The organism is Oerskovia sp. NPDC056781, assembly GCF_042789955.1.
Classification (GTDB): domain Bacteria; phylum Actinomycetota; class Actinomycetes; order Actinomycetales; family Cellulomonadaceae; genus Oerskovia; species Oerskovia rustica.
Genome location: NZ_JBHUAD010000032.1, coordinates 1 through 25,221, shown reverse-complemented (window position 1 = coordinate 25,221; position 25,221 = coordinate 1). Strand labels below are relative to the sequence as shown.

General features: G+C 72.9%; 26 protein-coding genes. 9 read left to right on the top strand and 17 right to left on the bottom strand.

Annotated elements, in window-relative coordinates:
- Positions 1-58 precede the first annotated feature (58 nt).
- The 3 genes from ACFRCR_RS04975 to ACFRCR_RS04965 form a co-directional block, all read right to left on the bottom strand.
- On the bottom strand, positions 59-967 hold the full coding sequence (locus ACFRCR_RS04975) for a sulfurtransferase (RefSeq protein WP_377675926.1): 909 nt from the start codon (positions 965-967) through the stop codon (positions 59-61).
- Positions 968-1,162: 195 nt separating this feature from the next.
- Positions 1,163-1,663, bottom strand: coding sequence for a Cys-tRNA(Pro) deacylase (gene ybaK, locus ACFRCR_RS04970; protein ID WP_377675924.1), 501 nt, complete (start codon positions 1,661-1,663; stop codon positions 1,163-1,165).
- Between the two features lie 15 nt (positions 1,664-1,678).
- A complete protein-coding gene (locus tag ACFRCR_RS04965; protein WP_377675923.1) occupies positions 1,679-2,974 on the bottom strand; it encodes an MFS transporter in 1,296 nt (431 codons plus the stop codon).
- 36 nt (positions 2,975-3,010) lie between these two features.
- Between ACFRCR_RS04965 and ACFRCR_RS04960 the strand changes: the two genes are divergently transcribed.
- On the top strand, positions 3,011-3,658 hold the full coding sequence (locus ACFRCR_RS04960) for a FadR/GntR family transcriptional regulator (RefSeq protein WP_377675922.1): 648 nt from the start codon (positions 3,011-3,013) through the stop codon (positions 3,656-3,658).
- Positions 3,659-3,678: 20 nt separating this feature from the next.
- On the opposite strand, the gene ACFRCR_RS04955 is transcribed toward ACFRCR_RS04960, so the two are convergent.
- A complete protein-coding gene (locus tag ACFRCR_RS04955) occupies positions 3,679-4,407 on the bottom strand; it encodes a VIT family protein (RefSeq protein WP_377675921.1) in 729 nt (242 codons plus the stop codon).
- Between the two features lie 232 nt (positions 4,408-4,639).
- On the opposite strand from ACFRCR_RS04955, the gene ACFRCR_RS04950 reads away from it, so the two are divergent.
- Positions 4,640-5,590, top strand: coding sequence for an Acg family FMN-binding oxidoreductase (locus ACFRCR_RS04950; protein ID WP_377675920.1), 951 nt, complete (start codon positions 4,640-4,642; stop codon positions 5,588-5,590).
- Between the two features lie 6 nt (positions 5,591-5,596).
- Here ACFRCR_RS04950 and ACFRCR_RS04945 read toward each other — a convergent pair whose 3' ends face one another.
- Positions 5,597-8,260, bottom strand: coding sequence for a DEAD/DEAH box helicase (locus tag ACFRCR_RS04945; RefSeq protein ID WP_377675919.1), 2,664 nt, complete (start codon positions 8,258-8,260; stop codon positions 5,597-5,599).
- 89 nt (positions 8,261-8,349) lie between these two features.
- Between ACFRCR_RS04945 and ACFRCR_RS04940 the strand changes: the two genes are divergently transcribed.
- Both ACFRCR_RS04940 and ACFRCR_RS04935 read left to right on the top strand, forming a co-directional pair.
- Positions 8,350-8,946, top strand: a complete 597-nt coding sequence (locus ACFRCR_RS04940) for a YdeI family protein (RefSeq protein WP_377675918.1) — start codon at positions 8,350-8,352, stop codon at positions 8,944-8,946.
- An 81-nt stretch (positions 8,947-9,027) separates the two neighbouring features.
- A complete protein-coding gene (locus ACFRCR_RS04935; protein ID WP_377675917.1) occupies positions 9,028-10,479 on the top strand; it encodes an alanine/glycine:cation symporter family protein in 1,452 nt (483 codons plus the stop codon).
- On the opposite strand, the gene ACFRCR_RS04930 is transcribed toward ACFRCR_RS04935, so the two are convergent.
- From ACFRCR_RS04930 to ACFRCR_RS04920, 3 genes are read right to left on the bottom strand one after another with little or no spacing between them, the layout of a single operon-like run.
- Positions 10,458-11,357 (bottom strand): endo alpha-1,4 polygalactosaminidase, encoded by a 900-nt coding sequence (locus ACFRCR_RS04930; protein ID WP_377675916.1) that lies wholly within the window; start codon positions 11,355-11,357, stop codon positions 10,458-10,460. The two genes, ACFRCR_RS04935 and ACFRCR_RS04930, sit on opposite strands and share 22 nt — an antisense overlap.
- 53 nt (positions 11,358-11,410) lie before the next feature.
- Entirely contained in the window at positions 11,411-12,220 is an 810-nt protein-coding gene (locus ACFRCR_RS04925; RefSeq protein ID WP_377675915.1) for a phosphotransferase, read from the bottom strand.
- A gap of 54 nt (positions 12,221-12,274) precedes the next feature.
- On the bottom strand, positions 12,275-13,234 hold the full coding sequence (locus tag ACFRCR_RS04920) for a 3-methyladenine DNA glycosylase (protein ID WP_377675913.1): 960 nt from the start codon (positions 13,232-13,234) through the stop codon (positions 12,275-12,277).
- A gap of 201 nt (positions 13,235-13,435) precedes the next feature.
- Between ACFRCR_RS04920 and ACFRCR_RS04915 the strand changes: the two genes are divergently transcribed.
- Entirely contained in the window at positions 13,436-14,365 is a 930-nt protein-coding gene (locus ACFRCR_RS04915) for a DUF4190 domain-containing protein (RefSeq protein WP_377675912.1), read from the top strand.
- A gap of 19 nt (positions 14,366-14,384) precedes the next feature.
- On the opposite strand, the gene ACFRCR_RS04910 is transcribed toward ACFRCR_RS04915, so the two are convergent.
- Together ACFRCR_RS04910 and map are read right to left on the bottom strand one after the other, a co-directional pair.
- Positions 14,385-14,777, bottom strand: a complete 393-nt coding sequence (locus tag ACFRCR_RS04910) for a DUF1622 domain-containing protein (protein WP_377675911.1) — start codon at positions 14,775-14,777, stop codon at positions 14,385-14,387.
- A 93-nt stretch (positions 14,778-14,870) separates the two neighbouring features.
- Positions 14,871-15,647: a type I methionyl aminopeptidase gene (gene map, locus ACFRCR_RS04905; RefSeq protein WP_377675910.1), complete on the bottom strand. Its 777-nt coding sequence runs from the start codon at positions 15,645-15,647 to the stop codon at positions 14,871-14,873.
- A gap of 66 nt (positions 15,648-15,713) precedes the next feature.
- On the opposite strand from map, the gene ACFRCR_RS04900 reads away from it, so the two are divergent.
- Positions 15,714-16,007, top strand: a complete 294-nt coding sequence (locus ACFRCR_RS04900; RefSeq protein WP_377675909.1) for a helix-turn-helix transcriptional regulator — start codon at positions 15,714-15,716, stop codon at positions 16,005-16,007.
- A 12-nt stretch (positions 16,008-16,019) separates the two neighbouring features.
- On the opposite strand, the gene ACFRCR_RS04895 is transcribed toward ACFRCR_RS04900, so the two are convergent.
- The 6 genes from ACFRCR_RS04895 to ACFRCR_RS04870 form a co-directional block, all read right to left on the bottom strand.
- Complete coding sequence (locus tag ACFRCR_RS04895; RefSeq protein WP_377675908.1) at positions 16,020-16,400, bottom strand: MmcQ/YjbR family DNA-binding protein; 381 nt, start codon at positions 16,398-16,400, stop codon at positions 16,020-16,022.
- Positions 16,401-16,467: 67 nt separating this feature from the next.
- Positions 16,468-16,845: a fluoride efflux transporter FluC gene (locus ACFRCR_RS04890; RefSeq protein ID WP_377675907.1), complete on the bottom strand. Its 378-nt coding sequence runs from the start codon at positions 16,843-16,845 to the stop codon at positions 16,468-16,470.
- Complete coding sequence (locus ACFRCR_RS04885) at positions 16,842-17,291, bottom strand: fluoride efflux transporter FluC (RefSeq protein ID WP_377675905.1); 450 nt, start codon at positions 17,289-17,291, stop codon at positions 16,842-16,844. Before ACFRCR_RS04885 ends, ACFRCR_RS04890 begins: the two co-directional genes overlap by 4 nt.
- The gene (locus ACFRCR_RS04880) at positions 17,291-17,791 is read right to left on the bottom strand and encodes a universal stress protein (RefSeq protein WP_377675904.1); all 501 of its coding nucleotides are present in this window, start codon (positions 17,789-17,791) and stop codon (positions 17,291-17,293) included. The genes ACFRCR_RS04885 and ACFRCR_RS04880 overlap by 1 nt, the downstream gene beginning before the upstream one ends.
- A gap of 41 nt (positions 17,792-17,832) precedes the next feature.
- Positions 17,833-18,840, bottom strand: coding sequence for an aldo/keto reductase (locus ACFRCR_RS04875; RefSeq protein ID WP_377675903.1), 1,008 nt, complete (start codon positions 18,838-18,840; stop codon positions 17,833-17,835).
- Positions 18,837-20,159, bottom strand: coding sequence for a heparan-alpha-glucosaminide N-acetyltransferase domain-containing protein (locus tag ACFRCR_RS04870; protein ID WP_377675902.1), 1,323 nt, complete (start codon positions 20,157-20,159; stop codon positions 18,837-18,839). Before ACFRCR_RS04870 ends, ACFRCR_RS04875 begins: the two co-directional genes overlap by 4 nt.
- Positions 20,160-20,396: 237 nt before the next feature.
- Between ACFRCR_RS04870 and ACFRCR_RS04865 the strand changes: the two genes are divergently transcribed.
- Both ACFRCR_RS04865 and ACFRCR_RS04860 read left to right on the top strand, forming a co-directional pair.
- Positions 20,397-21,206 carry a methyltransferase domain-containing protein gene (locus tag ACFRCR_RS04865; RefSeq protein ID WP_377675925.1) on the top strand — a complete coding sequence of 270 codons (810 nt, stop codon included), beginning with the start codon at positions 20,397-20,399 and terminating at the stop codon, positions 21,204-21,206.
- A gap of 114 nt (positions 21,207-21,320) precedes the next feature.
- Positions 21,321-22,103, top strand: a complete 783-nt coding sequence (locus tag ACFRCR_RS04860; protein ID WP_377675901.1) for a fumarylacetoacetate hydrolase family protein — start codon at positions 21,321-21,323, stop codon at positions 22,101-22,103.
- A 4-nt stretch (positions 22,104-22,107) separates the two neighbouring features.
- Here the strand turns inward: ACFRCR_RS04860 and glsA are convergent, their stop codons facing one another.
- Complete coding sequence (gene glsA / locus ACFRCR_RS04855) at positions 22,108-23,529, bottom strand: glutaminase A (RefSeq protein WP_377675900.1); 1,422 nt, start codon at positions 23,527-23,529, stop codon at positions 22,108-22,110.
- A gap of 151 nt (positions 23,530-23,680) precedes the next feature.
- On the opposite strand from glsA, the gene gltX reads away from it, so the two are divergent.
- Positions 23,681-25,180, top strand: coding sequence for a glutamate--tRNA ligase (gltX, locus tag ACFRCR_RS04850; RefSeq protein ID WP_377675899.1), 1,500 nt, complete (start codon positions 23,681-23,683; stop codon positions 25,178-25,180).
- Positions 25,181-25,221: the final 41 nt, after the last annotated feature.

Here is a 25,221-nt window from a genome sequence, read left to right as displayed (position 1 = left end):
GGGCCGGGTACGTGACCGGCCCACCGCCGTCGGGCATCAGCGGGGGAAGGCCGCCGCGTCAGAGGCGCGCGGGGACCTCGCCCGGCTCGGCCCCCTTGACGATCGGGACACGGACCGCGTTGCCCCACTCGGTCCACGAGCCGTCGTAGTTGCGGACCTTGTCGAAGCCCAGCAGGAACGTCAGCGCGAACCACGTGTGGCTCGACCGCTCGCCGATGCGGCAGTACGTGATGACGTCGTCGTCGGTCGACAGGCCCAGGCCGCCCTCCTGGTAGATCGCCTCGAGCTCCTCGCGCGACTTGTACGTGCCGTCGCCTGCGACCGCGGTCGCCCACGGGACGTTGCGCGCCGTGGGGATGTGGCCGCCGCGCAGCACACCCTCCTCGGGGTAGTCGGGGATGTGCAGGCGCTCGCCCGTGAACTCCTGGGGCGAACGGATGTCGACGAGCGGGCCGTTGCCGAGGTGCGCGAGCACGTCCTCCTTGAAGGCGCGGATCGTCTCGTCGTCGCGCTCGACGACGGGGTACTCGACGGGCTCGGGCGTGGGGACGTCGGTCGTGGTCTCGCGACCCTCGGCGATCCACTTGCCGCGCCCGCCGTCGAGGAGACGGACGTCCTCGTGCCCGAACAGCGTGAAGACCCACGCCGAGTAGGCGGCCCACCAGTTGTTCTTGTCGCCGTACAGGACGACCGTGGTGTCGCGCGAGATGCCCTTGGAGCCGAGCAGCTGGGCGAAGCCCTTGCCGTCGAGGTAGTCGCGCAGATCGGGGTCGTTGAGGTCGGTGTGCCAGTCGACCTTGACCGCGCCAGGGATGTGGCCCGTCTCGTAGAGCAGCACGTCCTCGTCGGACTCGACCACGACCAGGTTCTCGTCGTGCAGGTGCTCGGCGAGCCAGTCCGTGGAGACGAGGCGGTCGGGGTGGGCGTAGGCGGCGATCTTCTCGGTCGGGTCGAGGGGAGCGGACATGATGTCCTCCAGGTGCGGGGCGGCGGGCGGGACGGCGCGGGCGGGATCGGGCTGGGGCGTGCCGCGCGGTCGGTACCGCTCGGGCACGCTCGCCACTCTAGGAACGCCGTCCGCGGACCGGAAGGCCCGTCGCGCATGCTGAGACAGTGTTACCCGGCTACCGCGGCAGCGGCCGTCGAGCCGCCGCAGGAGACGTCAGTCGCGCGAGATCGGCGCCGTCACCGCGCCCGTGAGCGCGACCAGGTCGGCGGGCGCCAGGCCCACGTCGAGCCCGCGGCGCCCGCCCGAGACGTACACCGCGTCGAACCCGAGGGCCGACTCGTCGAGCACCGTCCGCAGCCGCTGACGCTGGCCGAGCGGCGAGATGCCGCCCACGACGTACCCGGTCGCGCGCTCGGCCGCAGCCTGCTCGGCCATCGCCGCCTTCTTGCCGCCCGCCGCGTGCGCGAGAGCCTTGAGGTCGAGCTTGCGGTCCACGGGCACGACACCCACGACGAGCGCCCCGTCGACCGAGGTCACGAGGGTCTTGAACACCTGCTCGGCCGGGATGCCGATCGCCGCAGCGGCCTCGAGCCCGTAGCTCAGGTCGGAGGACGGGTCGTGCTCGTAGGGGTGCACGGTGTGCGGCACCCCGGCCTTCTCGAGCGCGACGAGCGCGGGCGTGCCGGCGTGGGGCGACTTCTGCTTCTTGGCCACAGGACGATTGTGCCCCTAGGTACGGGTGCCCGTGGGCGGCGCAGCGGCGGACGCGACGTCCGCAGCGTCCTCCACGAAACGCGGTCGGCACGCGAACCAGCCGGCGACCACCCCGGGGACGGCGGTCGCCGCGAGCGCGAGGAGCGGGACAGACCACGAACCGGTCGCCTCGCGGAGGAGGCCCAGGCCGAGCGGGCCGAAGCACGCCAGGCTGTAGCCGATCCCCTGGACGAACCCGGACACCGCCGAGGCGGACTCCGGGGTCCTGGTCCGACGGTTGATCAGGGTCATGCAGAGCGGGAACGTGCTCACCCCGATTCCCAGCGCACACACCCAGAGCAGCGTGCCCTCCAACGGGGACAGGATCAGGCCCAGGTATCCGGCGATCAGGACGACCGAGCACGCGACGACCACGACGAAGGGGTTCGTCATGCGCGTGGCCACGTGGGGGACCACCAGGGCCGCGACCATGCCCCATGCCGAGTACAGGGCGACCATGGAGCCGCCGAGGGTCGGGCTCCCACCTGCGTCGGTGAGCACGGCCGGCACCCAGGTGATGATCCCGTAGTTGGACAGCGCCATCATCGCGAACAGGACGACCAGGCCCCAGACGGTCGAGGATCGGCTGATCCTCGCTCGTGCACCGGTCGTCGCCCGGGCCGTGGGGCTGTGGTGACCGCCGGGCAGCCTGGCGGCCAGCACGAGCCAGACCACGGCAGCCAGCGCGGCCGGGCCCGCCCAGATCCCGACCGAGAGCCGCCAGCTCGTCGCTTCCGCCACCGGGACGGCCAGCAGCGGGGCGACGAACTGGCCCGTCTGCATCAGGATCAGGTAGAGCGAGGTCCACACGGCGAGCCGGTCCGCGAACCAGGCCTTCACCAGGGGGACGATCACGACGTTCGCGGCGCCGATCCCGGCGAGAGCCAGCGCGGTCGACAGCACGAGCGCGACGGGCGTCGGAGAGAAGGCGCGGCCCAGGAGCGAGAGCGCCGTCAGGCCCAGCGCCGCCGTGGCCGTGCGCTCCAGCCCGAACCTCCTCGTCACCACGGGGGCGAGGAACCCGAAGATGCCGAACGACGCCGCGGGCACGGTCCCGAGCAGGCCTGCGACGGCCACTCCGAACCCGAGGTCCGACCCGATGATCTCGAGGAGCGGGGTGAGTCCGGTCACGGCCGTCCGGAGGTTGACCGCGGTCAGGGCGATGGCCAGCCCGGCCCACAGGGTCAGCCACCCGCGGCGGACCGGGAGGCGTGCTGGAGAGAGTGTCGTCACGCTAAACTCCACGATGAGGTCGGCGAATGATGGGATCATGGGATGAATTCTGGTGAGTCTGACACAGGTCGGCCCGTGCGTCGAGCAGGCCTGATCGACCAGGCCGTCGAACGCTTCCGTGCGGAGGTGGTCTCCGGCCGCTGGCCGGTCGGCGAGCGGATCCCGACGGAGGCCGAACTGGTGTCGGAGTTCGGTGTCGGCCGGAACACGGTCCGCGAAGCGATCCAGTCGCTGGTGCACGGCGGCCTGCTGCGCCGTGAGCAGGGCCGCGGCACCTTCGTCATCTCCAGCTCGGAGCTCACAGGCACCCTCGAGCGCCAGCTCGCAGGGGGCAGCCGTCAGCACTACCTGGAGCTGCGCCGCGCCCTGGACAGCACGGCTGCCTCGCTCGCCGCATCGAGTCGCTCGGATGCCGACGTCGACCTGCTGCGCGCGCTGCGCGACCGACGGGAAGCGAGCTGGTCGACCGGTGATCGCGACCTCCGGGCCGACGCCGACCTCGCGCTGCACCGCGCGATCGTGGCGGCGACGCACAACCCGCTCTACCTGCAGCTCTACTCGAGCATGCTCGATGTCTTCGCCGTCCACATGCGCGACGAGGAGCGCGAGGACGAGGACGCGGCGCACCGCCACCACCACGAGCTGGTCGAGGCGATCGCGGACGGGGACGCCGACCGTGCGGCGGCCATGGTGGCCTCCATCTTCGGCCCGTTCATGCGCTGAACCGTAAAGCCGGCCCCGGGCTAGACGTTCACGTCGACGAGCGACCCGATCCCGTACGTCACCGCCATGGCGATCGCGCCGCCCAGTACCGTGCGGATCGTCGCACGCCGGGTCGGTGCCTGCCCCAGCCGTGCGCTGCCCCATCCGGTGAGGACCAGCGCCAGGACGACCGCGACGAACGTCACGGGGATCCGGGCCGCGGTGGGCGCCAGCAGGATCGCGGCCAGGGGGAGCAGACCACCGACCGTGAACGACACGATCGAGGCGACCGCGGCCTCCCACGGCGACGTCAGGTCGTCGGGGTCGATGCCCAGCTCGGCGTCCGCGTGGGCCGCGAGCGGGTCGACCGCCGTGAGCTGGACCGCGACCTCGTGCGCGAGCTCGGGCGTGAGCCCCTTGGCCCGGTAGATCCCGGCGAGCTCGGCGAGCTCCTCGTCGGGCATGGTCGCGAGCTCCTCGCGCTCCGTGGCGAGCATGGCCTCCTCGGTGTCACGTTGCGTGCTGACCGAGACGTACTCGCCCGCGGCCATCGACAGGGCGCCCGCGAGCAGCGCCGCGGCCCCGGCGGTCGCGATGACCGGGACCGACGTGCTGGTCGCCGCGACGCCGACGACCACGCCCGCGGTCGACACGATCCCGTCGTTCGCGCCGAGCACCCCGGCGCGGAGGCGGTTGAGCCGTGCACCGGTCCCTTCGCTCCGGTGCTGCTCGCCCTCGTGCGGAGTCGTGTGCGGTCCCGGTGCGCTCATGAGGCCACCGTAGGACGGGGGAGCGGGCTTGTCGTGGCGGGCCGCAGTGCGCCACGACGGGTCTCGCCTTCTGGCCGTCCCTCCCGACCGCCCAGGCCTGTGACCTGCACCTCAGCTCCGCCGGGACCTTTGGCACTGGCCGACCTGGGGACCTCCTGCGAGGCTCGGAGTGGCAGAGGTGACCGCCGGCAGGGGATGCGTCAGGGGCGCATCGGAAGCAGGGAGAACGCACATGAGCATCGACGACCCCAGAATCGAACGGATCCTCGCGGCCGCGTCCCGCGCTCCCAGCGTGCACAACACCCAGCCGTGGTCCGTCCACGTGCACGGCACGATGCTCGACGTGCGCGCAGACGACTCGCGCCGCCTGACCCACGCAGACCCCGCCGGGCGCGAGATGTTCATCAGCTGCGGAGCGTTCCTCGCGAACCTGCGCGTCGCGGCCCGCCGCGAGTCCTTCCGCCCGGTGCTGTCGGTGCTCCCGGACGACGGCGATCCCGCGCTCGTCGCCCGCGTCGACCTGGTGCCGGGCGTCCTGCCCGACGCCGACGAGCTCGACCTCGCGGTCGCGATCGAACGGCGCTCGACGTCGCGCGTGCCGTTCGAGGACCAGCCGCTCGACGCCGACGTCGTCGACGACCTGGACGAGGCGGCCGCCTCGGAGGGGGCGCGCCTCGTGAGCCTCGCGCCGCAGGCCCCCGAGCGGACCGTCCTGCTGGACCTCGTCCGCCGCGCCGAGGAGGAGGCGGGGCGCGACCACTCCGGCCGCGTCGAGCAGGCCCGCTGGGTCACGAACGACCCCGACCGCCCCGACGGCATCCCGGTCGCGGCGCTCGGGCCCCGGAGCGAGGACGCCCTGGCGCCCGTGCGTCACTTCGGCGGCGACTCCACGAGCGACCGGGCGGCGTTCGAGCACCGCTCGACGCTCGCCGTCCTCACGACCCCGGGCGACACCGTACGGGACTGGCTCGCGGCGGGTCAGGCGCTCGAGCGCGTCCTGCTGACCGCGACCACCTACTTCGTGCACGCGTCGTTCGCGACGACCGTCCTGGAGAACCCCGCCACGCGGGCTGAGCTCACCGCGGCGCTCGACGCGGGCGTCCCGCAGATGGTCATGCGGCTGGGCTACAGCACGACATCCCCCCGCACGCCGCGCCGCCCGGCCGACGACGTCGTCCGGTAGGCCGCGTCAGATCGTGCCGACCGCCACGACGCTCAGCACCACGGCGCCGGCCTCGTCGCTCGCGGCGAGGTCGACGACGGCGCTGATCGCCCAGTCGTGGTCGCCGGCCGGGTCGTCGAGCACCTGGCGGACGAACCACGTGCCGGGCTCGACGCGCTCGCCGTCGGGGCGCACGCCGTTCTCGACGATCTGCACGAGGGCCGACGAACGCGCTGCGGCGTCCACGCCGATCGCGTCGTTGCCGTGCAGGTCGAACATCGGGTCGAGGGCGTCGGCCCACGCGTCGCCGTCCCAGCCGCTCGCCTTGTCGAGGGCCTCGAGCGCGTCGTAGTTCTCCCGCGCCGCGAGCTCGACCCGGCGGAACAGGGCGTTGCGCACCAGGACGCGGAACGAGCGCGGGTTGCCCGTGACAGGACGGGCCGGGGCCTCGGCGCCCGTGCCGGACAGCGGGCCGTCGCCGAGGTGGGGGTCGACGTCGTCGCCTGCGCTCACGTCCGGGTTGGCCAGACGCTCCCACTCGTCGAGCAGCGACGAGTCGGTGCCGCGCACCAGCTCGCCCAGCCACTCGGTGATGTCCTGGACCTCCTCGGTGCGGTGCTCCTCGGAGACGGTCTGGCGCATCGAGCGGTACGCGTCCGCGAGGTAGCGCAGCACGACGCCCTCGGTACGGTCCAGGCCGTACACCGAGACGAACTCGGCGAACGTCATGGCCCGCTCGACCATGTCGCGCACGACCGACTTGGGCGACAGCTCGGCGTCCGAGACCCACGGGTTCGAGTGCTTGTACGTCACGAACGCGGGCTCGAGCAGGTCCGCGAGGGGCTTGGGCCACGTGATGGTCTCGAGCAGCGCCATGCGCTCCTCGTACTCGTACCCCTCGGCCTTCATGGCCGCGACGGCCTCGCCGCGGGCCCGGTGCTGCTGGGCGACGAGCACCTGGCGCGGGTCCGACAGCGTGGCTTCCAGGACCGAGACGACGTCGAGCGCGTGCGTGGGGGACTCGACGTCGAGCAGGTCGAGCGCCGCGAGAGCGAAGGGCGACAAGGGCTGGTTGAGCGCGAACTCGCGCGGCAGGTCGACCGTGAGGCGCACCGTGGGGCGCTGCCCGCTCGGGTACGTCGGGTCGGGCACGCGGACGCGCTCGACGATGCCCGCGACGCGCAGCGACCGGTAGATGCGGAACACCTGGCGCACGTGCCGCTCGCGCTGGGCGTCGGTGTCGTGGTTCGCCGTGAGCAGGTGCTTCATGGCTCGCACCGGGTCTTCGCCCCTGTCACCGCGCGCGAGCACGTTGAGCACCATGGCGTGGTTGACCGTGAAATTGCTGGTCAGGGCCTCGGGGTCCGCGTCGCGCAGGCGCTCGAACGTCGCGTCGGTCCAGTTGACGGCTCCCGCCGGGGCCTTCTTGCGGACGATCTTCTTGAGCTTCTTGGGGTCGTCCCCGGCCTTGGCGAGCAGCTTGCGGTTCTCGATCACGTGCTCGGGGGCCATGACGAGGACCTCGCCGAGGGTGTCGTAGCCTGCACGGCCGGCGCGCCCCGCGATCTGGTGGAACTCACGCGCCGTGAGGTGACGCATGCGCTCGCCGTCGAACTTCACGAGGCTCGTCATGAGGACCGTGCGGATGGGGACGTTGATGCCCACGCCCAGGGTGTCGGTGCCGCACACGACCTTGAGCAGCCCCGCCTGGGTCAGGCGCTCGACCACACGACGGTACTTGGGCAGCATGCCCGCGTGGTGCACGCCGACGCCGTGGCGCAGGAACTTGCTGAGCGTCCTGCCGAACCCGGAGGTGAAGCGGAAGTCGCCCAGCTCGGCCGCGATCGCGTCCTTCTCCGAACGGCTCGCGACGTTGATGCTCAGCAGCGCCTGGGCGCGGTCGACCGCGTCCTTCTGCGTGAAGTGCACGACGTACACCGGCGCCCGGTGCGTCGTGACGAGCTCCTCGATGACCTCGCCCAGGGGCTCGACGACGTAGCTGAACGTCAGCGGCACAGGGCGCTCGGCGCTCGTGACCTCCGCGACAGGACGTCCCGTGCGGGACTCGAGGTCCTCGGTGAACGTCGAGGTGTCGCCCAGCGTCGCGGACATCAGCACGAACTGCGCCTGGGGCAGCTCGAGCAGCGGGACCTGCCACGCCCACCCGCGCTGCGGGTCCGCGTAGTAGTGGAACTCGTCCATGACGACCTGCGCGACGTCCGCGTCGGCGCCGTCGCGCAGGGCGATGTTCGCGAGGATCTCCGCGGTGCAGCAGATGATCGGCGCGGTCGGGTTGACCGACGAGTCGCCCGTCATCATGCCGACGTTCGCGGACCCGAACACCGCGACGAGCGCGAAGAACTTCTCGCTCACGAGCGCCTTGAGCGGGGCCGTGTAGTAGCTGCGACCGGGGGCGCCGGAGCGGTGCGCGGCGAGGGCGGCGTAGTGCGCGCCGACCGCGACGAGCGACTTCCCCGAGCCCGTGGGTGTGGCCAGGATGACGTGCGCACCCGAGAAGATCTCGATGACGGCCTCGTCCTGGTGGGCGTAGAGGTCGATCCCCGTCTCGGTGGCCCACTCGGTGAACCCTTCGTAGAGGGCGTCAGGGTCCGGGGTGCCCGAGCCGTCCGGTGCCGGCAGGTGACGGACCAGGCCGGGCTCGGGACGGGTGGTGGGGGTCGTGGTGCTCATCGTGGCCATTGTCGCAGAGGCGTTGTCCCCGGGGGATCGTGGACCCCGTGCCCTCGCGCGCCCGCGGCTGCCCGTGGAAGTCTGTGCGCATGGTGACCGACCGGCGTGCCGACGCGCCCCGCTTCCACCCCGAGACCGCGGCGCAGTGGCGGGCGTGGCTCGCCGAGCACCACGACGACGAGGTGCCCGGGGTCTGGGTCGTGCAGTGGCGGCGGGCGAGCGGCCGTGCCCCGATCGACTACGACGCGCTCATCGAGGAGGCGCTGAGCTTCGGGTGGATCGACGGGACCGTGCAGACGATCGACGACGAGCGCTCCATGATGTGGCTCACACGGCGCCGGCCGGGCAGCCGCTGGACACGCCTGAGCAAGGAGCGGGTCGCGCGCGCCGAGGCCGACGGCAGGATGACCGACGCGGGTCGCGCGGTCGTCGAGGCCGCCCGGGCGGACGGCTCGTGGACGCGGTACGACGACGCCGAGGCGCTCGTCGTCCCCGACGACCTGGCCTCGGCGCTCACCGGCGCACCGCCCGCTCGTGAGCACTGGGACGCCTTCCCGCCCGGTGTGCGCCGGCTGATCCTCGGCTGGATCGCGGAGGCCCGGCGGCCGCAGACGCGGGCGGCCCGGATCGCCGAGACGGCCGAGAAGGCGCAGCGCGGGGAGCGCGCGCACTCCCAGCCCCGCTGAGACGCCGTCGCGACAACGACCACCGCGAGAGGTTAGCGTCCTGGCGACGGCTGCACCGCCGTCGGGCTGGAGGAATGAAGCATGGACGTCCTGCAAGAGGCGCTGATCGACCCGGTGAGCAACGCCCTGTACTCGTACGTCCTGATCTACGTCCTCATCGGCGCGGGCATCTGGTTCACGGTCCGCACGCGCGCCGTCCAGGTGCGGCTGTTCGGGCTCATGTTCCGGCTCGTGGGCGGCTCGACCGGCTCGGCCGAGGGCGGCATCTCGTCGTTCCAGGCGTTCTGCGTGGGGCTCGCGTCCCGGGTGGGGACGGGCAACATCGCGGGCGTCGCGATCGCGCTGACGCTCGGCGGCCCGGGGGCCATCTTCTGGATGTGGTGCGTCGCGCTCATCGGGATGGCGACGGCGTTCGTCGAGGCGACGCTCGGCCAGATCTTCAAGGTCCGCGCCGACGACGGTTCCTACCGCGGCGGCCCCGCCTACTACATCCAGCGCGGACTGGGCTCGCGCCGGTGGGGCATCGTGTTCGCGATCCTGCTGATCTTCGCGTTCGGGTTCGCGTTCAACATGGTGCAGGCCAACACGATCAGCGAGGCGCTCGACAACGGCCACGCGGTCTCGCCCGGCTGGACCGCGGTGCTCCTCATGGTCCTCGCGGCCCCGGTGCTGTTCGGCGGCGTCAAGCGTGTCGCGAAGGTCGCGGGGATCGTGCTGCCGATCATGGCGGGCGTCTACGTCCTGCTCGCTGCGACCATCATCCTCATGAACCTCGGCGCGGTGCCGGGAGCGGTCCGGCAGATCGTCGAGGGCGCGTTCGGGCTCGACCAGGCCGTGGCGGGAACGGCGGGCGGCATCCTCGCGGCCCTGCTCAACGGGGTCAAGCGCGGACTGTTCTCCAACGAGGCGGGCATGGGCAGCGCCCCGAACGCCGCCGCGACGGCCACGGTCTCGCACCCCGCCAAGCAGGGCCTGATCCAGTCGCTCGGGGTCTTCGTCGACACGATCGTGGTGTGCTCGGCGACGGCCTTCATCATCCTCATGGCCGGACCCGAGGTCTTCGACCCGGGGACCACGACCGACGCGGCCGGCGCCTCGCTCACGCAGGAGGCCGTCGCGGCCCAGCTCGGGGCGTGGACCGTGTGGCCCATGACGATCCTCGTGTTCGTCTTCGCGTTCTCCTCGGTGCTCGGCAACTACTCGTACGCCGAGGTCAACCTGACGTTCCTCGGCATCCGCGCCAAGGCCCTCACGGCGCTGCGCACTCTCGTGCTCGCCGCGATCGGCATCGGGTCGCTCATCGAGCTCGAGGCGGTGTGGGCGGTCGCGGACGTCGCGATGGCGCTCATGGCCCTCGTGAACCTCGTCGCGATCGTGCTGCTGGGCCGCTGGGCGTTCGGGGCGCTGACGGACTTCGAGCGGGTCCGCAAGGACGGGACCGACGCCCGGTTCGTCGGGACCGGGAACCCGGACCTGCCCGGGGACGTGCCGGGCGACGTGTGGGCGCCGGTTCAGCAGGACTCGAAGGCGTAGCCCGGGTCGCGCGGCCGGGCGAGGTCGCGGTCGCGGCCCACGACCGACGCCCCGCGAGCACATGCCGAGGCGAGGCGCTCCGCGAGGGCGGGCCCGTCGTCGTACTCGATCTCCAGGACGCGCGTCCCGTAGGCCGCGGCGTAGTCGCCGCACTCGTCGTGGACCGCGCAGTCCTCGGTGACCACGAAGTCGAAACCGAGAGCCGGGCCGCGGCCGCCCAGCTCGACGGTGTTCTTCTGCCCTATCGCCAGGCCCCGCGCGTGGGCGCGTTCGATCAGGAGCGCGGCCAGCGCGAGGTTGTCGTCCCTCGTGAGCGCGCCGTCCGATCGGGTGAACGAGTCCAGGTTGTCGGGCTCGACCGCGTCGAAGCCGGCGTCCGCGCACGCGTCCACCTGGCCGCCGACGATCTGCGCGATCTCGCGGCGCGCTGCGTCGGTCGAGGTGTCGAGGAGCAGCTCGTCGGGCCAGCCGGGGTCGGCGACAGGTGTACCGCCGTCGTCGTGCAGGACGAGGTCGGGGTGGTCGCGCAGCCAGGTCTCGCTCTCGCCGGGCTGGGTCTGGAACCCGTTGACGTAGCAGACGTCGTAGCCCGCGCCCGCAGGGGAGTCGGTGACGTCGCGCACGACGACCGTGACGCCGACGGGCGGCGGGTAGGCGCCGCCGAGCTGGTAGTCGAGACCGGCCCCGGCGGGCGGTGGTGCGGGCGCCGCGTCGGCCTGCCCGACGGCGCCGCTCGTCGAGGCCGACGGCTCACCGTCGCTCCCTCCGGGGGCGGGCGACGGGGCAGGGCCGACGGCGCACCCGGCAAGGAGGACGAGGACCAGGGCCGGCGCGATACGCGAAGCGTGCGCGGACGTGCGCAGGGGGAGCGGGGGCACGGCTCCATGGTCGCATCCGGCCGGGTCGCGCGGCCGGGGACGGGGGAGCGGCGTCAGCCCAGGTCCCACAGCAGCCGGTAGTAGGCGATGCGCTCGGGATCCGGCTCGATCCCGTAGGCCTCGTACACGATCCCGTCGTAGCCCGGCCCGTGGTTCCACTCGGTGCTCCACGCTGCCACGGCCAGGTCGGCCCAGCGGTCCGCGACGCCGAGCGACCCGAGGTCGACGTGCGCCGCGAACGAGCCGTCCGCGGCCAGCAGGGTGTTGGGCGCGCACGCGTCGCCGTGGCACACGACCAACCGGTCCACCGGGGGCGTGAGGTCGAGCAGGGGACGCGCCTGCGCGACGGTGAGCCGGGAGTGCTCGGGGAACCAGTCGGACGGGCCCTCGCCGTCGGCGATGCGCTCGTCGGCGCGCGCGACGCGCTGCTCGACGCTCCACGTGAACGGGCAGTCCTCGACCGGCAGGGCGTCGTGCAGGACGCGCAGACCCTGGCCGATCGCCGCCGCGGCGGTGGCCGGTTCGGCGATCCAGCGCGGGTCGACGGCCGACGCGGCGTCGATCGCCTCGGTCACGAGCCAGGCGCCGATCTCGTCCTGCCCGGCGTCGAGCACGCGCGGCACGGTGGTGAACCGCGACGCCCACGCGAGCCGTTCGGCCTCGGCGAGCAGGTCGATCTCCGGGGTCCCGGCCGCGACCCACTTGACGTAGCGGTCGGTGCCCCAGCGGAACGTGAGACCGCCGAGCTCGTTCTGCCACACCGCGACCAGGTCCCCGCCTCCGGCGGAGTCGACGAGCGAGCGCACAGCGGGCGGGACGGGCACGGGGCGGGTGGGGATCTCTGCGACGGGCGGGCGCGACATGCTCCGATCCTGCCAGGTGGAGGAGCACCACCCATCTCGCGGCTCGGGACCCGATCAGCCCAGCAGGCGCTCGCAGACCTCGAGCAGCCGTGCGCGCAGCACGGTCGAGCGCTCCGCGAACCCGCGCTGGAGCCGCACGTACTCTGCCTTGCCCGCAGGGGTCTCGATCGCGACGGGGGCCTCGCCGTACGACGACACGTCGTAGGGGCTGGCCCGCATGTCGACCCAGCGGATGTCGCGTGCGAGCTCGAACGCGTCGAGCACGAGCCCGCTCGGTACCGCGGGGCTGAGCTTCACGGCCCACTTGTAGAGGTCCATGTTGGCGTGCAGGCACCCCGGTTGCTCGAGCGCGGGCTGCGTCTCGCGCGTGGGCTGCAGCCGGTTGAGGCTCACGGCCTCCGGGGTGAAGAAGCGGAACGCGTCGAAGTGCGAGCAGCGCACGGGGTGCGTCGCCACGACCTCGTCGGTCCCGCGGGCCCCGAGGCGCAGCGGCAGCGGGTGGCGGTGGTCGCGCCCCTGGGCGTGGTCGCGATAGACCATGGCCCACTCGTGCAGCCCGAAGCACCCGAGCGTCGCGGGCCGGGAGGCCGTGGCGGCGAGCAGGTCGCGGGCGTAGCGCACGGTGTCGCCGCGGTCGGCGAGGAACGCGTCGACGTCGAGCGTCACGCCGCCGTCCGGGCCGGTCCTGTACCACCGCCAGGCGGCGCGCTCGGCGAGGAGGGGCGCGACGTCGTCGGGCCGGGTGGCGTCGGCGGGCGCGAGGACGACGCCCGCGCCCGGGTGCCACCGCCGGAGCTGGGCGGGGCGCGTGGGGTAGTAGGTGAAGAGGAAGTCCTCGACGGCGTGCTTCTCGCCGCGGGTCTTGCGCTCGCGCCAGCCGGCGGTCAGTGCGTCGGCGCGCTCTGCGTGCGCCGCGGCGAGGGGGAGCCACTCGTCGTCGGTGAGAGGATCCGGCCCGACGGCGGTGCGCGCCGTCGCAGGGCGCGCCCGGTGGGGTGCAGGGAGCGTGGGCATGCTTCCAGGGTAGATGTCGGCCGGGGGGAAGAGGTCGTGGGGAAGCGTGCGCGGCTACGGTCGTTTTCACCCGAACATCCCCTCCGCGTCATCTCCACACATGGAACACTTGTACCGGAGAGTGCCCCGAGCGCGTGCGCCTCCTTCCTCCGCACACCCCGGCGTCGCCGTGCCGTGCACGACCAGAAGATGGGCAGACGAATGACGTACCCCCCTCCCGGACCCGCAGAGCCGACCTCGCCGTCGCTCGGCCATCCCGGAGCGCCGCAGCACTCGCCGTACCAGCAGCCGGGATACCCCGGACAGCCCGCGGCCTGGGGGCCGGAGCAGGGCGGCTACCCGCCCTACGGAGCCGTCCCGCCCAGGAAGACCAACGTGCTGGCGATCACAGGCCTCGTGCTCGCGATCGTCGGGCTCGTGCTCTGCCTGATCCCGATCATCAACCTCTTCGCGGCGGTCCTGGCGCTCGCCGGGCTCGTCCTGGGCATCATCGGGCTCGTCAAGGCGGGCACCCTCGGCAACGGCAAGGGCATGTCGATCGCCGCGATCGTCATCTCGGTGGTCGCGGGCATCGGAGTCGTCGTCTCCCAGGTCTTCTTCGTCGCTGCGCTCGAGGAGCTCTCCTCGAGCCTCGGTTCGACGAGCATCTCGAGCTCGGCCCCCGACGAGCCCGCCGTCGGCGAGGTCCCCGCGGACGGGACCGGCTCGGACGCCGGGGACAGCGCTGCGGGTGCCTCGTCGCCGGCCCTCGCCTTCGGTGACGTGGCGGTCTACGAGGACGGTCTCGAGGTCGGCGTGAGTGCCCCGGCCGCCTTCACGCCCAGCGACACGGCCGCCGGTGACGAGGGCTTCACGCAGTTCGTGCGCATCGACGTCACCCTGACGAACGGCACGGCGGAGACGTTCGACCCGACGTTCGCCTACGTCACGGTCTCCTCGGGCGGCGCAGAGGGGTCCCAGGTCTTCGACGCGGCGCAGGAGATCAGCAGCACCCCCAGCACGTCCGTCCTCCCGGGACAGTCCGTGACGTTCCCCGTGGTCTTCGGGGTCACGGACCCCGCCGACCTGACGATGGAGGTCAACGTGGGGGCATGGGAGTACGACGCCGTGATCTTCTCGACGACGAGCTGACGCCCGCCACGGGCGGAGCCTACGGGCGCGTGGGCTCCGCCGCGGCGTCCCCGGCGTCCCCGGCGGGCGCCGGGTCCTGCTCGGGGTCCTGCTGCCAGGGCCACCGGCCCGTGATCTCGAGCTCGAGCGAGAAGCTGAGGAACGTCCGGATGAGGACGATCGCGGCGAGCACCGCGACGCTCTCGAGCGTCGGCGTGATCGCGACGGTACGGATGATGTCGGCAGCGACCAGGAGCTCGAGCCCGAGGAGGATCGAGCGGCCGAGCCGCCGCCGGAACAGGCGGTAGACGTTGCCCTCCCGGCGTCGGGTCAGGGACAGGAACGCCGCGTACAGGGCACCGACCACGATCGCGGCGACCCCCGCCGCGTCGACCACCTTGCCGACGACCTCGATCACCTCGGCGAACGTCATGAGCCGAGCGTAGGCCGGAACGACCGCGGGGGCCGGACGAGACGAGGCGGCAGCGGTCGAGCCGGGCGAGCCGGCGTGCGTGCGCCGGCGACCTCACGAGGGCCTCGGCAGGGTGAGGATCTCGGCCCCGTCGTCCGTGATCGCGATCGTGTGCTCGCTGTGCGCCGTCCGGCAGCCCGTCGCGCTCCGGAGCGTCCATCCGTCCGCATCGGTGACGAGCTCGGCGGTGTCCTGCATGACCCAGGGTTCCAGGGCGAGCAGCAGTCCTGGACGCAGCCTGTAGCCGCGGCCCGGGCGTCCCGTGTTCGAGACGTGGGGGTCCTGGTGCATGGTCGATCCGATGCCGTGCCCCCCGAACTCGGTGTTGATCGGGTATCCGGCGTCGCCGAGGACCGTGCCGATGGCGTGGGAGAGGTCGCCGACCCGGGCGCCAGGTCGAGCGGCTGCGATGCCCGCCGCCAGCGCGCGTTCGGTCACCTCGATCATGGCGACGCTCTCCGGGGGCCGCGCGTCACCCACGACGAAGCTGATGGCGGCGTCCGCCGCGACGCCTCCCAGGGAGACGGCGAGGTCGAGCGTCAGCAGGTCGCCGTCAGCAAGGGCGTAGTCGTGCGGCCGTCCGTGCAGCACCGCGTCGTTGACGGCCGTGCAGATGTGGTGGCCGAAGGGCCCGCGCCCGAACGACGGCGCGTAGTCGACGTAGCAGGACAGTGCGTCGGCCTCGACGATCATGTCCCTCGCCCACCGGTCGATGTCCAGGAGGTTCGTCCCGACGGTGCTGCGGTCCTTGAGCGTGTGCAGGACACGAGCGACCAGGGCTCCCGTCTCTCGTGCCCGGGTCAGCTCGGTGGGGTTCAGTATCTCGATCATGTGGCGTCTTCCTCGCGATTCCAATAACTATACCGGCCATGTTATCCCGGTACTACAATCGGATCCATGGTCAGGTTGCCGCTCACTCCCGCCGAGGTCGAGCGCGGACAGCGCCTCGGCGCCCTCCTGCGCCGGGCCAGGGGGGATCGCGCGATGCTCGAGGTCGCACTCGCTGCGCGCGTCTCACCCGAGACGCTCCGGAAGATCGAGACGGGCAGGGTCGCCACCCCTGCGTTCCCGACCGTCGCCGCGATCGCAGACGTCCTCGGCCTCTCCCTCGACGCGGTCTGGGCCGAGGTCACGCAGCCCGAGAACGACCGTCGCGTCGGCCGGGACGTGCGGGAGCGGTTGGCCTCCTAGGCGGCGACGTCCCTACTCGGTCGCGTCGAGGAACGCCTGCGCGAGGCGCTGGGGGGCCCGCGCGAGCCACGCGTCCTCGAGGAGCTCCTCGAGCTCGGGGACGGCGACGCGGTCGAGCCGCGCGAGCACGATCGGGTAGCCCGCGAAGTGGGCCGTGGTGAAGAAGGTGCTCGGCTCGTCGCCCACGAGCGCGAGCTTCTCGCCCTCGTCGGCGACGTAGAACCCGAGGGGTGCGGCGTCGGGCGCGGAGGCACCCAGCTCGTCGAGGTCCCGACGGCGCAGCGGACGTTCCCAGGCGAAGTTCCGTCCGTGCACGGCCCACTCGTGGGGGCGGTGCTCGGCGGTGTCGGGCAGCACCGCCGCGATCCGCCCGACGTCCTCCCACGTGGCCATGCTCCCGACGCTACGCCTCGTCGTGGGCGCTGTCACCGCCCGCTCCGGAGCGGGCGACGGCCCAGCCTCAGAGGGACGAACCCCAGCGGTACCCCGCGAACGCCAGCGCCACGCACGCCACGAGCACCCCGATCGAGTACGCGAACGCCGTGCCGTACCGCTTCTGGCGGACCAGCTGGACGGTCTCGTAGCTCGCGGTGCTGAACGTCGTGTAGCCCCCCAGGAAGCCCGCGCCGACCACGGCGGCCACGTCGGTCGGCGCGAGCCGGGCCACGACCAGGCCAGTGAGGACGCCCAGCGCGAGCGAGCCGGACAGGTTGATGATCGTCGTCGGCCACGGGAAGGCCGTGCGGACCGTCGAGCGCACGACGCCGTCGAGGACGAAGCGCGTCCCGGCGCCCAGGCCACCGGCGACGGCGACGACGAGGAAGAGGGCGAGCGTCACCGGCGCACGCCCCCGTCGACGGGACGCTCGGACGCCGGGAGCCTCGATCCCGCGACGATCCCGAGCACCGTCGCCGCGGTCCCGACGACCAGCGTGGTGGCGACGTAGACCATCGCGACGTCCGTGCGCGCGGCATCGACGAGCAGCGCCGCGCCCGTGGCCAGGGTGCTGTACGTCGTGAACCCGCCGCAGAACCCCGTCCCGAGGAACAGCCTCAGCCGGCCGGCGCGCGGTTCGCCGGTCCCGCGACGGGTCAGGGACTCGTAGAGGAGACCGAGGACGAAGGCGCCGACGACGTTGACCAGCAGGATCGCCACGGGCAGCCGGTCGACGTCCGGCACGGCCAGCACGACGGCCTCACGCCCCGCGGCCCCGAGCGCTCCACCGACGACGACGAGCCCGATCGCGGCCGGGCGCAGGTGGTTCGGCCGCTCGCGCGCGGGCATCAGGAGGGGCTTCCGGCGGGCACGGGCTCGGTGCCCGGAGGGACCGCCGGGACGACCACGACCGGACGGGTCTGACGGTGCGCGAGGTGGATCGCGACGGAACGGTCGAAGAGCTCGCGGATTCCTCGGCCGGGCCCGTGGGTTCCCACGACGATCAGCTCGGCGTCCACGGTCTGCGCGAGCCGGGCCAGCGCGTCCGCCGGTTCCCCGGCGAGCAGCCGCGTGCTCCACCGGACGCCGACCGCATCGAGGGCCGACGCGAGACGCTCGGCGAGGCCCGGGTCGAGCTCGTCGTCGTGCGCGTCGTGGAAGTCCGGGTCGATCGGTGCGGACGTCACGTGCCCGTCGGTGCTCTCCGAGACGACGAATCGTGCAGGGTTCACCGTCGCACAGATCAGCTCGGCGCCGAGCCGCGCCGCGAGCCCGGACGCGACGCGCAGGACCTCGTCGGGCTGCCCACGAACGACTCCCAGGACGACCGGTCGTGGGTTCTCTCCCATGGCCCCAGCCTACCGACGGCCGCGGTCCTCGCCGGGGCGGGTCAGAACGGTGCGACCTTGCGCGCCGGCGGGAAGATCTCGTCGAGCGCGGCGAGGTCCTCGGCCGTCGGGACCCAGGCGCCGGCCGCGGCGTTCTGGCGGACCTGCTCGGGCCGGGTCGCGCCGGCGATGACGCTCGACACCTGCGGCTGGGCGAGCAGCCACCCGAACGCGACCTCGACCTCGGTCACGCCGCGCTCGCGCGCGAACGTGTGGAGCGCCTTCAGCGCCTGCCAGGGCGCGGACTCCAGCAGGTGCGGCTTGGAGTGGACCAGGCGGCCGTCGTCGGGCCCCGTGCCGTCCGCGTACTTGCCCGTCAGGAGACCGTTCGCGAGCGGGAAGAACGGCAGCACGCCCAGCCCGTAGGCCTTCGCCGCCGGCAGGACCTCGAGCTCGGCCTCGCGGTCGATCAGGTTGTACTGGTTCTGCGCCGACACGAACCGGACGGTGCCGGTCAGGCGCGCCTGGTACTCGGCGTCCGCGATCTGCCAGCCTGCACGGTTCGAGTGCCCCACGTAGCGGACCTTGCCCGCGCGGACCAGGTCGTCGAGCGCGGACAGCGTCTCCTCGACGGGCGTGCGCCGGTCCGGCGTGTGGAACTGGTAGAGGTCGATCCAGTCGGTCCCGAGGCGACGCAGCGACGCCTCGACCGCCTTCACGACGTACCGCCGCGAGCCGCGTGCCCGGAAGTCCTCGCCGTTGGCGCCGTGCATGGGCATGCCGAACTTCGTGGCGACCACGACGTCGTCGCGCCGCGAGCCCAGCGCCTTGCCCAGCAGCTCCTCGCTCAGGCCGGGCCGGGCGCCGTAGACGTCCGCGACGTCGAAGAACGTGATGCCCGCGTCGAGCGCTGCGTCGACCAGCGCGCGGCACCCGTCGAGGGACTCGGTCGCGGTGCGCGGGCGCCCCAGGTTGTTGCAGCCCAGGCCGATCGCGGACACCGCGAGGCCGGACGAACCCAGGCGACGGACCTCGGGGCGGGCAGGGGCGTCGGGAGAAGAAGTCGTCATGCGCCCGACTGTACGTCCCCGCTGGAGGCGGGCGGCGCCGTCGGGCCGGCGTCTCGCCCGGTGGGCGACGCGCCGTCCGGCGCGACACCCGAGGAGAGCGACGCCGCTCGCCCCGCGACCCAGCCCACGAACCGTTCGAGCGGGCCGCGCCCGAGCGACCAACGCCACACCGTCGCGAACCCCAGGCTCGCCACGACGAGCACCAGCACCTCGCCGTTCCCCGTGCCCGCCATGAGGGGCTCCTCCCAGACCCGGATCGCGACGATCTGCAGGCAGTAGACCGTCAGCGCCATGGACCCCACGGCCGCGAGCGGGGCGAGGACGCGCAGGACGGGTCGACGTCCGCCGAGCAGCAGGCACAGGCCCAGGACCGCGAGCGCGAACCCGCCCGAGCCCAGCACCTCGAGCGTCGTGTCGGTGTGCGGCCCGGCGAGCCACAGGTAGTCCGACGTCGGCAGCGGGGCCGTCCACGGCAGCGGCTCGGGCTGGTACAGGCCCGAGGCGTCCACGGCCGACTGCTGGATGAGCGCGGCCCGACCGGACCCCGCGAGGACCTGGGTCAGCGTCGTGCCCGTGAACAGCGCGGACAGCAGGTACGCACCCAGCGCGGCGGCCGCGCCGCCACCCACGAGCCGCACCTGGAGGTGCTGGGACGACAGGTCGAGCCGTCCGACCCCGAGCCCCACGAGCACGTACGCCATCCACACGAGCGCCGGGTAGTGCCCCGTGAGCAGGAAGTCCGTGAGCGCCCCCGACCCGTCCACGGGCAGCGTGAGCTCGGCCCGCAGCAGGACCTCGGGCAGCCAGTGCACGAGGACCGGACCCAGGACCGCGATCGCGAGCGCGAGGCCGAACAGCCGCCGCGGCGCCCACCGCAGGAACGGCAGCGCGAGCACGAAGTACGCCGCGTAGAAGCCCAGGATCAGGGCCACCGGCGTGTCGAGCAGGTCGAGCAGGCCCGCGAGCGCGACCAGCAGCACGGCCCGCACCAGGATGCGCGTGCGCGCCTGGAGCGCCGGGACGCCCGACAGGGGGGTGCGGCGCCCCGAGACGAGAGCGAGCGAGACCCCCGCGATCACCGCGAACAGGATCGAGGACCGCCCGTGCACGAGCGAGAGCCAGCCGTCGCCGGTCGAGAAGTCGTCCGACGTCACGCCGACGTGCGCGGCGAACATGCCGAGGATCGCGAGCCCTCGGGCCAGGTCGACGCCGGGCACCCGGTCGCCCGCCGGCAGCAGCAGGGCGGCGTGCCGACGCCAGAAACCGCCCGACGACGTCGCGGCGGCAGGGCGGGCAGGGGCGGCCGGGGCAGTGGTCACGCCACGATTCTCCCGGGTGGTCGCCCGCCCCGGCCGCCCGGCGCGCGCGACGCGCCGGGCCGCACCCCGACCCTTCCCCGCCCATGATGTGAGAACAGGGCTGTGGGAAGGGTGGAAGCGTTCTACCGTGCAAGCATGACCCACACCCCCACGCCGGACCAGGACGTCACCGCCGACGCCACGCCCGACGCCCATGCGCCCGACGCCCCCACCGGGGCCCTGGGCAGCACGCCCAGCATGGAGTCCGAGTCGTACACCCACGGCCACCACGAGTCCGTCCTGCGCTCGCACCGCTGGCGCACCGCGGAGAACTCCGCAGGCTTCCTCCTGCCGCACCTTCGCGACGACCACCAGGTCCTCGACGTCGGCTGCGGGCCCGCGACCCTCACGGTCGACCTGGCCCGCCACGTGCCCGGAGGCACCGTGATCGGCGTCGACGCCTCGGCCGCGGTCCTCGAGAGCGCGCGCGAGCTCGCGGCCGGGTCCGGGCTGAGCAACGTCTCGTTCCAGCAGGCCAACGCCTACGAGCTGCCCTTCGCCGACGACACGTTCGACGTCGTGTTCGCGCACCAGCTCCTCCAGCACCTGTCCGACCCGCTCGCCGCGCTGCGCGAGATGAAGCGCGTCGCCAAGCCCGGCGGCATCGTCGCCGTGCGCGACGCGGACTACGCCGCCATGACCTGGTACCCCGAGTCCGCGGGCCTCACCGAGTGGAACGAGCTCTACCACGAGGTCACGCACGCCTACGGCTACCAGGCCGACGCCGGCCGACGCCTCCTCGCCTGGGTCCAGGAAGCAGGCTTCGACCCCGCCCAGATCGTGCCCTCGGCCGGGGTCTGGTGCTACTCGACCCCCGCCGACCGTGCTTGGTGGGGCGGGCTGTGGGCCGAGCGCTGCATCGCGTCCAACTTCGCCGTCCAGGCCAAGGAGTCGGCGCTCGCGGACGACGTCGCCCTCGAACAGCTCGCGCAGGAGTGGCTGCGCTGGGCCGAGGAGCCCGCCGGATGGTTCGCCGTCCTCAACGGCGAGGTGCTCGCCCGGGCGTAGCTCCGCCGTCGGGCGTCCCGGGCGGACCGGCCACGCACCTGACAGCATGGATCGAGACGAGGCCGCGACCCCCGCCGAGGGGGCCGCGGCCTCGCGCGTCGGTAGGCTGGGCCCGTGCGCATCGCCAGATTCACCACCGGAGAAGACCCCCGCTACGCCCTCGTGCAGGAGGAGGCGGGCAAGACCTACCTCGCCGTCCTCAACGGCGACCCCCTCTACATGCCCGTCCTGCCGACGGGAGAGCGGATCGAGCTCGGGGACGGCGTCCGCCTCCTCGCGCCCGTGATCCCGCGCTCCAAGGTCGTCGCGGTCGGCCGCAACTACGCGGCCCACGCGGCGGAGATGGGCAACGACGTCCCGACGACGCCGCTCGTCTTCTTCAAGCCCAACACCTCGGTCGTGGGCCCGGACGACCCCATCGTGCTGCCCGACTTCACCGAGGAGGTCAGCTACGAGGCCGAGCTCGCAGTCGTGATCGGGCGTATCGCGAAGGACGTGCGTCCCGAGGACGCGGCGTCCTACATCCTCGGCTACACCGTGGCCAACGACGTGACCGCCCGTGACGCCCAGCGCACCGACGGCCAGTGGGCGCGCGCCAAGGGTTTCGACTCGGCGTGCCCGCTGGGCCCGTGGATCGACACCGACCTCGACGTCGACGACCTCGCGGTGACCTCGCGCGTCAACGGCGAGACGCGCCAGGACGGCCGCACGCGCGACATGATCTTCGACGTCCCGTACCTGGTGTCGTACATCTCCGAGGCGTTCACGCTGCTGCCCGGTGACGTCATCCTCACGGGAACCCCGGCCGGCGTCGGGCGCATCGACGCGGGCGACCGCGTCGAGTGCGAGGTCGAGGGGCTCGGAGTGCTCGCGAACCCGGTCGTCCGGAGGGGCTGACGCCTCAGGTGCCCCGGGCCGCCTCCAGGAGACGGTCCTCGCACCAGCGCTGCGCGTTCTCGAACGTCGTGAACTCGTGGTCGACGCCCGCGAGCAGGCGACGCTCGAACGGGTCGACCACGACCACGTGCACCCCCTGGGCGCGCAACCGTGCCACGAGGGCGCGCAGGAGCTGCGCACCGAGCGTGACCACGCGGGACGTGCGGTGCAGGTCGAGGATCAGCCACCGCTCGCCGCCCGGCAGGGGTGAGGGCAGGTCGTCGACCGAGCGCAGGATCGTCTCGGCGGCCGCGAACTCGACCGTGCCCTGGACCGCGCGCACCGAGATGGCCGAGCCCAGCTCCCGCAGCTTCAGGAGCTGGGCGGGCGTGCGGTGCGCGAGGTGGCGCAGGCGGTCCGCCCGCGTCGAGCGGTAGAGCGTGGGCACGTCACGGTCCGGGCGGTGCATGAGGTGCAGGTCGAACTGCCGGGAGATCTCCTGCGCGGCCGCGACCGAGCGCACGCTGTTGCCGCGCGCGTCGAGCGGCGGGCTGAACAGGCCCAGGCCGAACTGGCCCACGCCCACCGAGACCAACCCGCCCGAGACCCCGCTCTTCGCGGGCAGCCCCGCGCGCAGGAGCCACTCGCCCGCGTAGTCGTACATGCCGCTCGTCGCCATGACCGCGAGCACCCACTCGGTCACGACCTCGTCGACCACACGCTCGCCCGTGACCGGGTTGACGCCGCCGTTCGCCAGCGTCGCCGACATGCGGGCGAGGTCGCGCGCGGTGACCAGGACCGCGCACTGGCGGAAGTACGTGTCGAGCGTGCCCTCGACGTCCGCGGTCAGGGCCCCCGTGCTGTGCATGAGGTACGCGATCGCCCGGTTGCGGTCGCCGGTCTCCGACTCGCTCACGTAGACCCGGCCGTCGACCTCGAGCGGGCGCCCCGCGAACGCGCCGAGCACGTGCAGGATGCGCGCGAACCGCTCCTCCTCGTCGTCCCCGCGCACGAGCGACGTCGTGACGATCGCGCCCGCGTTGACCATGGGGTTCGGTGGCCGCCCCGTGACGGGGTCGAGGCGGATCGAGCTGAAGCCTTCGCCGCTGGGCTCGGCGCCGACGTGCGCGAGCACCTCGGGGAGCCCCCGGTCCATGAGGGCCAGGGCGAACACGAAGGGCTTCGACAGGGACTGGATGGTGAAGGGGGCGTCGGCGTCGCCCGCGGTGTAGATGCTGCCCGTGACCCCGGCCAGGGCGACGCCGAACAACGAGCGGTCGGCCGTCGCGAGCTCGGGGATGTAGGTCGCGACCGTGCCCTCGTCGAGACCACGGAACGCCTCGTGGACGCCGGCGAGCGCGTCCGCGATGAGGCCGCTCGCGCCGGTGCCGGTCGGGTGCTCGGAGGGGTCGGTCGCGACGGCCGGGGAGTGATCGGAACCTGCCATGTACGCGATTGTGCGCCTCGCGCCGGTCCTGTGCCCGGTGGGCGGACGGCGTCGTGCCGGGCCGGCGCCGGGCCTCGTGCCCGGCGGGCTCCCGGGCGGGTGCGGGGGCGGCGCACGGCCCGCACGACCTGGCGGCGATAGGCTGTGGGACGTGATCCCTGCACCTGGTTCCTCGCCCGTCCGCGTCCGCTTCTGCCCGTCGCCCACGGGGACGCCGCACGTCGGCCTCATCCGCACGGCCCTGTTCAACTGGGCGTACGCCCGGCACGTGGGCGGGACGTTCGTCTTCCGCATCGAGGACACGGACGCCGCGCGTGACTCCGAGGAGAGCTACCAGCAGCTCCTCGAGGCGCTGCGCTGGCTCGGCATGGACTGGGACGAGGGCGTCGAGGTCGGTGGCCCGCACGAGCCCTACCGGCAGTCGCAGCGCGGGGACCTCTACCAGGACGTCGTCCGGCGCCTCGTCGAGGGCGGGTACGCGTACGAGTCGTTCTCGACGCCCGAGGAGATCGAGGCGCGCAACGTCGCGGCCGGTCGCCCCAAGGCCATGGGCTACGACGGGTTCGACCGCACGCTGACGGACGAGCAGAAGGCCGCGTTCCGCGCCGAGGGCCGTGAGCCCGTGCTGCGCATGCGCATGCCCGACACCGACGTGTCGTTCACGGACCTGGTGCGCGGCGAGATCTCGTTCGGTGCGGGCTCGGTCCCGGACTACGTGATCGTGCGGGGCAACGGCCAGCCGCTGTACACGCTCGTCAACCCGGTCGACGACGCGCTCATGGGCATCACCCACGTGCTGCGCGGCGAGGACCTGCTGTCCTCGACGCCGCGCCAGGTCGTGCTGTACCGCGCGCTGCTCGAGCTGGGCGTCGCGCAGGTCATGCCCGAGTTCGGTCACCTGCCGTACGTCATGGGCGAGGGCAACAAGAAGCTCTCCAAGCGTGACCCCGAGTCCAACCTGTTCCTGCACAAGGAGCGCGGCTTCACGCCCGAGGGTCTGCTGAACTACCTCGCGCTGCTGGGCTGGAGCATCTCGGCGGACAACGACATCTTCACCGTCGAGGAGATGGTCGCGGCGTTCGACGTCGCCGACGTCAACCCGAACCCGGCCCGCTTCGACCTGAAGAAGGCCGAGGCGATCAACGCGACGCACCTGCGCATGCTGGCCCCCGAGGACTTCCGCGACCGCCTGGTGCCGTACCTGCACCAAGGCGGGTTCGTCCCGGCGGACTCGTTCGCGGACCTGTCGGCCGAGCACCAGGCGCTCGTCACGGCGGGAGCCCCGCTCGTGCAGGAGCGCATGGTCCTGCTCGGGGAGGCCAAGGGCATGCTCGGCTTCCTGTTCGTGGCCGACGACGCCGTGCCCGTCGAGGACGAGGCGCGCGCTGCGCTGCGCGAGGAGGCACCGGCCGTGCTCGACGCCGCGATCCGCGGGCTCGACGCCCTGGACGACTTCTCGACCGACCCGATCCAGGAGGCCCTCAAGGCCGTCCTGGTCGAGGAGATGGGCATCAAGCCGCGCTTCGCGTTCACGCCGCTGCGTGTGGCCGTGACGGGCCGTCGCGTCTCGCCGCCGCTGTTCGAGTCGATGGAGATCCTCGGCAAGGAGTCGACCCTCGCGCGCCTGCGTGCGCTGCGCGCGTCGCTGTGAGCATCTCTGAGGCCACGCTGCCCGACGGCGCCGCTCACCCC